Source organism: Arthrobacter sp. AOP36-C1-22, from assembly GCF_052377515.1.
Classification (GTDB): domain Bacteria; phylum Actinomycetota; class Actinomycetes; order Actinomycetales; family Micrococcaceae; genus Arthrobacter_H.
This window is the reverse complement of sequence record NZ_JBQSWW010000030.1, coordinates 22,978-33,509: the sequence shown is the minus strand read 5'-3', so window position 1 is coordinate 33,509 and position 10,532 is coordinate 22,978. Positions and strand designations below refer to the sequence as shown.

The 10,532-nt window shown below is 64.8% G+C and carries 11 protein-coding genes and 1 other RNA gene; 9 read left to right on the top strand and 3 right to left on the bottom strand.

Going from position 1 to position 10,532, the window contains the following annotated elements:
* The 9 genes from ACT3S6_RS14010 to ACT3S6_RS13970 all read left to right on the top strand — a co-directional run.
* A partial coding sequence (locus ACT3S6_RS14010; protein WP_444555473.1) for an SDR family oxidoreductase occupies nt 1-301 on the top strand: 301 nt, incomplete at its 5' end.
* Nucleotides 302-434: 133 nt separating this feature from the next.
* Nucleotides 435-1,226, top strand: coding sequence for a CoA transferase subunit A (locus ACT3S6_RS14005; RefSeq protein WP_444555472.1), 792 nt, complete (start codon nt 435-437; stop codon nt 1,224-1,226).
* Between the two features lie 4 nt (nt 1,227-1,230).
* Nucleotides 1,231-1,881, top strand: a complete 651-nt coding sequence (locus ACT3S6_RS14000; protein ID WP_444555471.1) for a CoA transferase subunit B — start codon at nt 1,231-1,233, stop codon at nt 1,879-1,881.
* Between the two features lie 203 nt (nt 1,882-2,084).
* The gene (gene ftsE, locus ACT3S6_RS13995; RefSeq protein WP_444555470.1) at nt 2,085-2,867 is read left to right on the top strand and encodes a cell division ATP-binding protein FtsE; all 783 of its coding nucleotides are present in this window, start codon (nt 2,085-2,087) and stop codon (nt 2,865-2,867) included.
* A complete protein-coding gene (gene ftsX / locus ACT3S6_RS13990; RefSeq protein WP_444555469.1) occupies nt 2,864-3,778 on the top strand; it encodes a permease-like cell division protein FtsX in 915 nt (304 codons plus the stop codon). Before ftsE ends, ftsX begins: the two co-directional genes overlap by 4 nt.
* Nucleotides 3,779-3,849: 71 nt before the next feature.
* The gene (locus ACT3S6_RS13985; protein WP_444555468.1) at nt 3,850-5,409 is read left to right on the top strand and encodes a peptidoglycan DD-metalloendopeptidase family protein; all 1,560 of its coding nucleotides are present in this window, start codon (nt 3,850-3,852) and stop codon (nt 5,407-5,409) included.
* Nucleotides 5,410-5,572: 163 nt separating this feature from the next.
* Nucleotides 5,573-6,052, top strand: coding sequence for an SsrA-binding protein SmpB (smpB, locus tag ACT3S6_RS13980; RefSeq protein ID WP_444555467.1), 480 nt, complete (start codon nt 5,573-5,575; stop codon nt 6,050-6,052).
* 115 nt (nt 6,053-6,167) lie between these two features.
* Nucleotides 6,168-6,554: a transfer-messenger RNA gene (gene ssrA, locus ACT3S6_RS13975) on the top strand.
* Nucleotides 6,555-6,726: 172 nt separating this feature from the next.
* On the top strand, nt 6,727-7,176 hold the full coding sequence (locus tag ACT3S6_RS13970; protein ID WP_444555466.1) for a YrdB family protein: 450 nt from the start codon (nt 6,727-6,729) through the stop codon (nt 7,174-7,176).
* Nucleotides 7,177-7,179: 3 nt separating this feature from the next.
* Here the strand turns inward: ACT3S6_RS13970 and hisN are convergent, their stop codons facing one another.
* From hisN to aroA, 3 genes are read right to left on the bottom strand one after another with little or no spacing between them, the layout of a single operon-like run.
* Nucleotides 7,180-8,052 (bottom strand): histidinol-phosphatase, encoded by an 873-nt coding sequence (gene hisN, locus ACT3S6_RS13965; protein ID WP_444555465.1) that lies wholly within the window; start codon nt 8,050-8,052, stop codon nt 7,180-7,182.
* 40 nt (nt 8,053-8,092) lie between these two features.
* Complete coding sequence (gene rsgA / locus ACT3S6_RS13960) at nt 8,093-9,196, bottom strand: ribosome small subunit-dependent GTPase A (protein ID WP_444555464.1); 1,104 nt, start codon at nt 9,194-9,196, stop codon at nt 8,093-8,095.
* A gap of 2 nt (nt 9,197-9,198) precedes the next feature.
* Nucleotides 9,199-10,524, bottom strand: coding sequence for a 3-phosphoshikimate 1-carboxyvinyltransferase (gene aroA, locus ACT3S6_RS13955; RefSeq protein WP_444555463.1), 1,326 nt, complete (start codon nt 10,522-10,524; stop codon nt 9,199-9,201).
* Between the last annotated feature and the right edge of the window lie 8 nt (nt 10,525-10,532).

Below are 10,532 nucleotides of genomic sequence, written 5' to 3'. Positions count from 1 at the left end.
CCTAGAAGGCCTGTCCAAGGTCACCGCATTGGAAGGGGGAGAGTACGGGGTGACCAGCAACTGCATCGAACCCGCCTACGTGAGAACACCCCTCGTCGAGGACCAGATCGCCGATCAGGCCAAGATCCACGGCATCGGCGAGGACGAAGTCATCTCCTCGATCATGCTCACCGAATCGGCCGTCAAACGGCTCGTCGAGCCCGAGGAAGTCGGATCCTTGGCGGCATGGCTGGCCTCTCCGGACGCCGGCATGGTCACCGGGGCTTCCTACACCGTCGACGGCGGATGGAGCGCCCGATGATGTAGGTGCCCCGGGAAGGGCGGACCAATGCGGTCGGGCCCCACCGAAAGCGATAGGTTGGAACGTAATAACGGTCACAACGCCCGACGGCGGGACCGCGGCAATATTTCATCGTGCGAGGGAGGTCTTTGAAATGACCATGGATAAAAGTGTCGGTTCTGCGGCGGAGGCCGTAGCGGATATCGGGGATGGTTCCCTGATATCGGTTGGTGGTTTCGGCCTCTCGGGCAACCCGATGGCATTGATCGAGGCCCTCTTGGAACAAGGCGCGACGGGCCTGTCGGTGGTCTCCAATAACTGTGGTGTCGATGGATGGGGGCTGGGTGTGTTGCTGGCCGCCGGCAGGATCCGGAAGATGACCTCCTCCTATGTCGGGGAGAACAAGGAATTCGCCCGCCAGTACCTCACCGGGGAACTCGAATTGGAGTTGACCCCGCAGGGGACGCTGGCCGAGAAGCTGCGGGCCGGTGGATCGGGGATCGCCGCGTTCTACACCGCAGCCGGTGTCGGCACCCAGGTCGCCGAAGGCGGATTGCCGCAGAAGTACGACGCCGACGGGAACATCCTGCAGGGTTCGGAACCCAAGGAGGTGCGCTCCTTCGCCCCGGGAGGCGAGAAGAACGACTTCGTCCTGGAAGAGGCGATCGTCTCCGACTTCGCCCTGGTCCACGCGCTCAAGGGCGACAGGCACGGGAACCTGGTGTTCAACAAGGCGACCCGGCAGTTCGGCCCGCCGGCGGCGATGGCCGGGAAGGTGTGCATCGCCCAGGTCGAGGAACTCGTGGAACCCGGGGAGATCGATCCTGACCAGGTTCACCTGCCGGGGATCTATGTGCACCGTGTCCTGGAAGTGGGCCAGGACATCGAAAAGCCAGTGGAGAAGCGCACGGTGCGCCCCGCCGGTTCGACGACGAAGGAAGGTTGAGACGATGGCACTGACACGTGAGCAGATGGCCGAGCGGGCCGCACAGGAGCTGGTGGACGGGGCCTATGTGAATCTGGGCATCGGGATGCCGACTCTGGTTCCGAACTACATCCCCGCCGGCAGGACCCTGGTCCTGCAGTCGGAAAACGGAATCCTCGGGGTCGGGCCCTACCCGCTCGAGGAGGATATGGATCCCGACCTGATCAACGCAGGCAAGGAAACCGTGACGGTCAACCCGGGGGCGAGTTTCTTCGATTCGTCCATGAGTTTCGGGATGATCCGCGGCGGAAAGATCGACGTGGCGATCCTGGGAGCGATGCAGGTCTCCACCCAGGGCGATCTGGCGAACTGGATGATTCCGGGCAAGATGGTCAAGGGCCCCGGCGGGGGCATGGACCTGGTGCAAGGAGCCCGGGAAGTGATCATCCTGATGGACCATACGGCCAAGGACGGTTCGGCGAAGATCGTGCGCGAGTGCTCGCTGCCGTTGACCGGCAAGGCCGTGGTGAACCGGATCATCACCGACCTGGCGGTGATCGAGGTGACCGATAGGGGATTGGTGCTCCTGGAAACCGCCCCCGGGGTGAGCGTCGAGGAGGTCCGGGCCGCGACCGAGCCGGAACTGACCTTGGGCGGAGAGCTCGCCGGCGCATAGGCCCCGGCAGCTCCCGTGATCACGGGCCCGGTCCGGCAAGGACCGGGCCCGTTCTCTCGGGGCCGGAACCCCGACACACGCTTCCACCTGCACCCGGAGGCAGAATGTCGGGGCTAGAGTGCTCAATGCCGGTGCTGTACGTTCCCCCAGCAAAGCCCCGCATTTTCGGACACTGACCGGTGGTCCGAGTGGGCAGAACTGCCATGATCAGATTTGAGCACGTCACCAAGGTCTACGACCAGAAGTCCCGTCCGGCACTGGACGATATCGATGTCGAGATCAATCGCGGTGACTTCGCTTTCCTCGTGGGGGCCTCCGGCTCCGGTAAATCGACGTTCATCCGTCTGGTCCTGCGCGAGGACCAGGCCTCACGGGGCTCCGTCCACGTCGCCGGCCAGAATGTGGCGGGAATCCCCAACTGGAGGGTCCCTCGCATGCGTCGGGGCATCGGCGTCGTCTTCCAGGACTTCCGGCTGCTGCCCAATAAGGATGTCTTCTCCAACGTGGCCTTCGCGATGCAGGTCATCGGCAAGGGCCGGGCCTCGATCCGCAGCACCGTCCCCGAGGTCCTCAAGACCGTGGGCCTGGAGGACAAGAAACGCCGGATGCCCCACGAGCTCTCCGGCGGTGAACAGCAACGCGTGGCCATCGCCCGGGCCATCGTCAACCAACCGGGGATCCTGCTCGCGGATGAGCCGACCGGAAACCTCGACCCCGCCACCAGCGTGGGGATCATGAACATCCTCGACAAGATCAACCAAAACGGGACCACCGTGGTCATGGCCACCCACGATACGGACATCGTGAACTCGATGCGCCGTCGGGTGATCGAACTGGACGAAGGCAAACTCGTTCGCGACGAACAAGCCGGCGAATACACGGCCATGATCCCCATCGTCAATCGGGATGGCTCGCGCGAATTGCGGACCGCCGACCCGCGGGACCAGGCCATTGCCCCCTTTGACACCGAGGAGGACGAAGCATGAGACTCGCATTCATCCTCGGCGAGATCGGTTCTGGTCTACGTCGAAACCTCTCCATGGTCATCTCCGTGGTCCTGGTGACCTTCATTTCCCTGACGTTCGTCGGGGCCGCCGCGCTGACGCAAATGCAGATCACGCAGATGAAGGGCTTCTGGTACGACAAGGTCGAAGTAGCCATCTTCCTGTGTGGAGACGATTACGGCTCCCAGACCTGCGCCGATGGTGCAGTGACCGATTCGCAGCGTTCGGCCATCAAGAGCCAGCTCGACTCCGCAGCGGTGAAGCCGTATGTGGAGAGCTACGAGTACGAGTCGCAGGATCAGGCCCTGGAGCATTTCCGCGAGCAGTTCAAGAACTCGCCGATCGTGGATACCGTCACGGCGGACCAGCTCCCGGAGTCCTTCCGCGTCAAGATGGTGGACCCCGAAAAATACGACGTCATCAACGAACTGTTCACCCCCATGAAGGGCGTGGACACCGTCATCGACCAACGCGACTTGTTGGAGAAGATCTTCTCGGTCATGAATGTCGCCTCCCTGGTGGCCGTGGGCATTGCGGTGGTCATGATCTTCTGCGCCGTGCTCCTCGTGGCGACGACCATCCGGCTTTCGGCCTTCAGCCGACGAAGGGAAACCGGGATCATGCGCCTGGTCGGCGCCTCGAAGGCGGTGATCCAACTACCGTTCGTCCTGGAAGGGGTCATCGCCGCCCTCATCGGTGCCGTGCTGGCCTCGGGGACGCTGTGGGCGGTGGTGAAATACCTGATCCAAGGAAAGTTGGCGATCGAGTATCCGGACACTGCCTTCATTGCCACCAACGAGGTATTCCTGGTCGCCCCCGGCTTGCTTGCGTTGGGGATCGTCCTGGCTGGTGTATCGTCGGTCCTGACCTTAAGGCGTTACCTGAAGGTTTAGGTTGCTCCGAGCCCGTGTTCCCCGGGCTCCTTCGAGGATGAACCTGCCGTACCACTGAAAGGACCGACCCTGTGGCGGACCGCAATAGACGGAGCCTGTCCCGTGCCGTGATTAGTGGTGCCCTGGTGAGCCTGCTGTCCCTGTCGCTGATGGCTCCGGTGGCCCAGGCCGATAAGTTGGACGACCACAAGCAACAGGTCGAGAAGCAACTTGATTCCCTGGAAACCGATATGGAATTCCTCGATGCCGACATCCAGAAGACCGCGGAGAAGCTCAAGGGCTACCAGGACAAGCTTCCGGCGGCGAAGGAGAAGCTCTCGAGCGCCCGGGCCAGCGTCCAGAGTGCCACGGAGCAGGTGAACGAACTCTCCGCACGCGTGGATGCCGCGCAGGCCTCGAAGGACCAGATCGGCAGTCAAATGGACCAGGACGCCGAGAAGATGGAAGACACCCGCAAGGTCATCGGGCAGATCGCCACCCAGGCCTATAAGCGTGGGGGAGTCTCCAGCAACTTGAGCCTGATGCTCAACTCCAACTCCGAGCAAGGAAACCTCGCCGACAGCCTGGGCCTGGCCAACCAGGCGCTGCGCAGCCAGAATGCCGTACTGAGCGATCTGAGCCAACAGCAGGCGACCGATGCCAACGTCCAGGCACGACTGGCCGCCGTCGAAGAGGAGATCAGCGACCTCAAGGGCCAGGCAGAAGCGGCACTGGTCCGGGAGCAGGCGGCCCGGGACGAGGCTGAAGCCTCAAAACGCCATGTCGACGAACTCATCGATGGCGCCCAGGAAGCCAGCGAGGAACTCAACGCCAAACGTCCTCAGATCAAGGCCCAGATCAAGAAGCAAGAGGATGAGCACGACCAGGTGGTCGCCAAGATCAAGAAGCGCCAGGAGCGTCTGATCCGTGAGGCCGCCGAACGCAAGCGCAAGGAAGAGGCTGCCAAGGCCGCTGCGGAAAAGGCCGCCAAGGTCGCCGCCGAACAAGCCGCAGAACGCGCGGCGAAGGCCGAAGCCGCGGCGCGGGCCAAACGTGCTGCCGCGGAGAAGGCCGCCCGGGCCAATGCGGCCGATGCCGCCGCGAAGCGTGCAGCAGCCGACGCGGCGGACCGGAAGGCCGCTTCCGAACGCAGCAAGAGCAAGAAGACCAGCGCCCCGGCGAAGAAGAAATCCAGCCAGGGCAATAGCGGGTCCTCCAGCAGTACGAGCAGTTGGGGCCTGTCCAAACCGACCTCCGGCGGGCATATCACCTCCACGTTCGGCTGGCGCCCCACTCCGGCAGGAACCATCGACTACGGCGGCAGGGGTGGCTACGTCCACGCCGGGCTCGACTGGGGCTTCGGTGGTCGGTGCGGTGCTCCCGTGCACGCGGCAGCTGCAGGTGAGGTCTGGTATGCCACCCTGTCCCCGACCTCGGGGAACAAGGTCCAGATCAGCCATGGCGTCGTCAAGGGCCACGCCCTGGTGACGGGCTACCACCACCTGAGCAGCTACGTCGTCCATAGCGGCCAGAAGGTCTCCAAGGGCCAACTGATCGGCTATGTCGGAACCACCGGCAACTCCACCGGCTGCCATCTGCACTTCGAAACGATCCTCGACGGCAAGGTCGTCAACCCTGCGGGACTGCTCTAGCAACCCCGCGCAGCGCCCGGTGCTCCGGGCAGGGAACCTGCAGATGGTGCCCGCATGCAGGAGCAACCGTGCCGCCCGGGCGCCGGCCCCGATGACGTAGGATTGATGTTCGACTCACCGCGGCCACGGCCCGACACCATGACGTATACAGGAGGAGGTTGGCATGCCCAAGGACACCACCGAGCGCAAGGTCATTGCGACCAACCGCAAGGCGCGCCACGATTTCCAGATCCTGGACACGTACGAAGCCGGGATGGTGCTCAGCGGAACCGAAGTGAAGTCCCTGCGCCAGGGCAAGGCCTCCCTGGTTGATGGTTTCGGCCAGTTCTATAACGAAGAGCTCTACATTGAGGGGATCTACATCCCCGAGTACCTCAACGGATCGTGGACGAACCATGCGGGCCGGCGTCGGCGGAAATTGCTGCTGCACCGTGAGGAACTCATCAAGATCACACGGAAGATCCAGGACCCCGGCTACACGATCGTGCCGCTGCAACTGTATTTCCGTGACGGGCGCGCCAAGCTGGAAATAAGTGTGGCGAAGGGCAAACGGGAATTCGACAAACGCCAGACCCTGCGCGAGAAGCAGGACAACCGCGATGCACTACGGGCCCTGCGCGAACGGAACCGCGGCGTGTCCTGATTTTGACCCCTGGATTCGGGCAGGGAATGAATCCCGCCCATCGTGGGTTATGCTAGATGTCCTGCGGGTTTCGCCCGCAGGTTGAGCGGGGAAACCCGCATTGAGAAATTCATACGGGGATGATCGGTTTCGACGATGTGAGTCGCGACAGGAGAAGCGGGCCGAGGACGCAAAGTTATCTCGTAAACGCTCTTTGCAAAACACAAGTGCCAACTCAAAGCGCACTGACTTCGCTCTCGCTGCCTAAGCAGCCAGACAGTCCGTCAGCCAGGGATTGCTATCGGCCCTGATACTGGCGTCGTTTAGATAGCCACTGCTCAACACCTTTGTCATCGGGGTGTCGGGCATAATTCAGATGACTGTGCTCGGGGTATCCCGAAAGGGTCCAGCCGCATGTTTGTGAGACGGCTGTTGGAGCAGAGAAAACCCATAGCAGACTGCGCCCGGAGAAGTCCTGCCAACACCACATCGGACGGGGGTTCAATTCCCCCCATCTCCACGGTTGAAAGGCCTCGGAATCCTCGTGATTCCGGGGCCTTTTGCGTGCTGTCCCGGCTATCGCGGGCCGCATGCTTAGAATGGAAGAGACACCGGGACCCGAATGTTCCAGAAGGTGTACCAAATATTCAGGCTGCCCGCTCCCGGGCTGCCCCTCGAGGGGAAAGGCAGAAGGCATGGAAGAGGAACCGCAGAACGCTGCGGAAGTCGTGGCGGACAAGCCTTCCGGAACGCCGATCCGTCCCGCCGGGATCTTGGCATTCGTCCTGGAGGTGGCACTGCTGTGTGCCGCCGGGCTCTGGGCGATCGAGTTCCTGCCGCTGGCACCGGTGGTGTCCGTCCTCGTGGTGTTGATCCCGCTCGTCATCCTCTGGGGGCTCCTGCTCTCGCCCCAGGCGCCGTGGCGGCTGGGATGGCCCATCCACCCTGTGGTCGCCCACGTGCTGTTCCTGCTGGGTGTGGCGGCGTTGTGGAGTGCAGGACACCTCTGGCTCGCCGGCATCATGTTGGTGCTGACACTCGCCAGCGGAGTCATGAACTGGCTCAAGCGCGAGGAACTGGCTAGCGACGCGCAGGCCCAACGCCGCAACCGGCGTCGTCCCGCAGGACGCCGCGCCGCGCGCTGAAGCCTAGGCGCGTTCCCACGGGGAGGCGTGGTCGGCCCGCTGGTCAGCTGGGGCGCCGGAGTCGGGCACCACGGAATCGGGTGAACCGTTGAGCAGGTCCAGGGTGGCCTCGTGCAGCAGGGAGTTGGTGGCCAGCGCGTTGCCTCCCATGCAGCCGTCCTCGCCGTCCAGGGACGTGAAGCGTCCTCCTGCCTCGGTGACGATCGGGACCAGGGCGGCCATGTCGTAGAGGTTCAGCTCCGGTTCGCAGGCGATGTCAACGGCGCCCTCGGCCAGGAGGCAGTAGGACCAGAAGTCTCCGAACGCCCGGGTGCGCCAGACGGCGTCGTGCAGATCGAGCATGTTCTCCAGCTGCCCTCGTTCGCGCCAACCGCCCAGGCTTGAATAGGACAGGGATGCGTCGGCCAGGTCGTTGATCCCCGAAACGTTCAAACGGGTGGCCGAGGCCAGGGATTTGCCGGTATAGGCGCCCGTGCCCTCGGCTCCCCACCACCGACGACCCAATGCCGGTGCCGACACCAGACCGACCACGGCGCGACCTTCATCCATGAGTGAGATCAGCGTGGCCCACACCGGAACCCCGCGCACGAAGTTCTTCGTCCCGTCGATGGGGTCGATGACCCAACGGCGGGAGCCGTGACCGGTGCTGCCGAATTCCTCGCCCAGCACCGCGTCGCGGGGGCGGGTGCGGCCCAGCTGGCTGCGGATGGCCTCCTCGGCCATCCGGTCGGCATCGGTGACCGGGGTCAGATCCGGTTTGGTCTCCACCTGCAGGTCCTGTGCCTTGAAGCGGGACATGGTCAGGGAATCGACGGAATCGGCAATGGCATGTGCCAGGCGCAGGTCGTCGTTATAGCTCATTACGTCGCGGGTCATGCCTTCAAACCTACCGCAGGAACCGCTCCGGACCGTGCTCCTAGACCGACCCTAGTTCCTTGCCCTTGGCCTTCTCCTCGACCCCGAGCAGACGCCGCAGGGAAGCCAGCCGGGCCACCCCCGAGGCATCCGCCTCGGGGCGACGGACCCAGGCATCCAGTGCGCAGCCGGGGGAGTCGGGGGTGTGCCGGCAACCGCGGGGGCAGTCCACCGAACCCTGGACCAGATCGGGGAAGGAGTCCAGGATGTGGTCCGGGTCGACCAGTGCCAGACCAAAGGAGCGGATGCCGGGCGTGTCGATGATCCAGGTCCCCGCCGGGGCCTGCTCGGCCCGCAGGGCGATGGCGGAAGACGAGGTGTGCCGTCCACGACCGGTGACGGCATTGACGCCCCCGGTGGCGCGTTGCGCCCCGGTCAGGGCATTGACCAGGGTGGACTTGCCGACCCCGGAGTGCCCCAACACCACGGTCACGCGTCCTGCCATCAGCCGTCGAAGTTCCACGATGGCGCCTTCGTCCAGCCGGGCCGAGGCGCCGTCGGCCGAACGGGCGTCGATGCCCGTCCCCTCGGCGGCGATGCTCTTGCTGGTGACGATGTCCATGTCCAGATGCCGGTAGTTTTCCAGCAGCTCGGCCGGATCCTTGATATCGGTCTTGGTCACGCACAGGATGGCGTCGATGCCTGCGTCGAAGGCCGCGACCAGCGCCCGGTCGATGAACCCGGTCCTGGGCTCCGGATTGGCAGCAGCGACCACGATGACCAGCTGATCGGCATTGGCCACGACGATGCGCTCCACCGGATCGGTGTCATCGGCGCTGCGTCGCAGCACCGTGTCGCGATCCTGGATCCTGACCAGGCGGGCCAGGGTATCCGGCTGGCCGGTGGTGTCGCCCACCAAGGCGACGAAGTCCCCGGGGACGACGGGGGAGCGCCGCAACTCCCGGGCCCGGGCCGCGATGACGATCCGCTCGGTGGCGGTGTCCTCGTCCAGGATCGCCGTATAGCGGCCGCGATCAACGGTGATGATCCGCCCGATGACGGCCTCGTCATAGGAGGGCCTGTCCTTCGTCCGCGGGCGGGATCCTTTCTTATTGGGGCGGATCCTGACATCTGATTCGTCCCAACTGCGGGCATCACGCGCCATCGTCAGGCCCCGCCGGTCGCAGCCAGTTCCTGCCACAACCCGGGGAAATCGGGCATGGTCTTCGCCGTGGTGCCGATGTCTTCGATCCGGACCCCGTCCACGGCCAAGCCGATCACCGCACCGGCGGTGGCCATGCGATGGTCCTCATAGCTGTGGAAGAGTCCTCCCCGGTCGACGGGTCGGCGGATCAGTATCCCGTCGGCGAGTTCCTCGGCCTCACCGCCGAGGGCCTTGATCTCGGTGACCAGGGCGGCCAGCCGGTCCGTTTCGTGCCCCCGGAGGTGCCCGATGCCCGTCAGGCGGCTTTCAGAACCCGCCAGGGCAGCCAGCGCTGCCACCGTGGGGGCCAGTTCCGAGGCGTCGGCCAGCTCGATGCCGTCGATGGTTCCGTGGCCGTTGACCGTGAGTACCCCGCCCTCATATGAAGTCGTGGCCCCCATCCGGGTGAGGATCTCCGGCCAACGGGCACCGACCTGGGTGGTTTCGGCGGGCCAATCCGGCACCCGGACCGTGCCCCCGGCGGCCAATGCGGCGGCGAGGAAGGGGCCGGCATTGGAAAGGTCGCGTTCGATGGCGACGTCGAAGGCCTCCACGGTCCCGGGGTGGACGAGCCACTGGTTGGGGGCGGGCTCATCGATCCGGATCCCGACCTCGCGCAGCGTGGCGATCGTCATGTGGATATGGTCCAGGCTCGGCACCGAATCGCCGTCGTGCTCGATCCGCAGGCCGTGCTCGAAGAAGGCCCCGACGAGCAGCCAGGCGGAAATGAATTGCGAGGAACCGCTGGAATCGACCCGTAGATCCCCTCCGGCCACCACACCGGTGGCCTCGAGCGTGAAGGGCAGCATGCCGGGGTCCTCGTCCACGACCTGCAGACCCAGATCCTTCAAGGCGGTGACCACGGGGGCCATGGGACGGACCCGGGCGGCCGGGTCGCCGTCGAAGAACACGGTGGCATCGAGCAGGGCGGCCAACGGCGGGACGAACCTCATGACCGTCCCGGCCAGGCCGCAGTCGACGGTGAGCGCACCACGGGCCACCGTGCGGTCGATGGGGGTGATGAGCAGATCCTGCCCGGCCCCGTCGTGGCTGCGGCGTTCCTCGATCCCTGCACCCAGGACCCGAAGGGCCTGGATCATCAGGTCGGAATCGCGGGAACGCAACGGCTTGCGCAATCGCGAGGGGCCATCCGCCAGGGCGGCCAACAACAGGTATCGGTTGGTCAACGACTTCGACGCCGGGACCTGCACGGTGGCATCGATCCGGCCATGCGCCCGCGGGGCCGGCCAGTCGGTGGTGGACTCGGGGGTGATGGTGTTGCTGCTCATGACGTGTG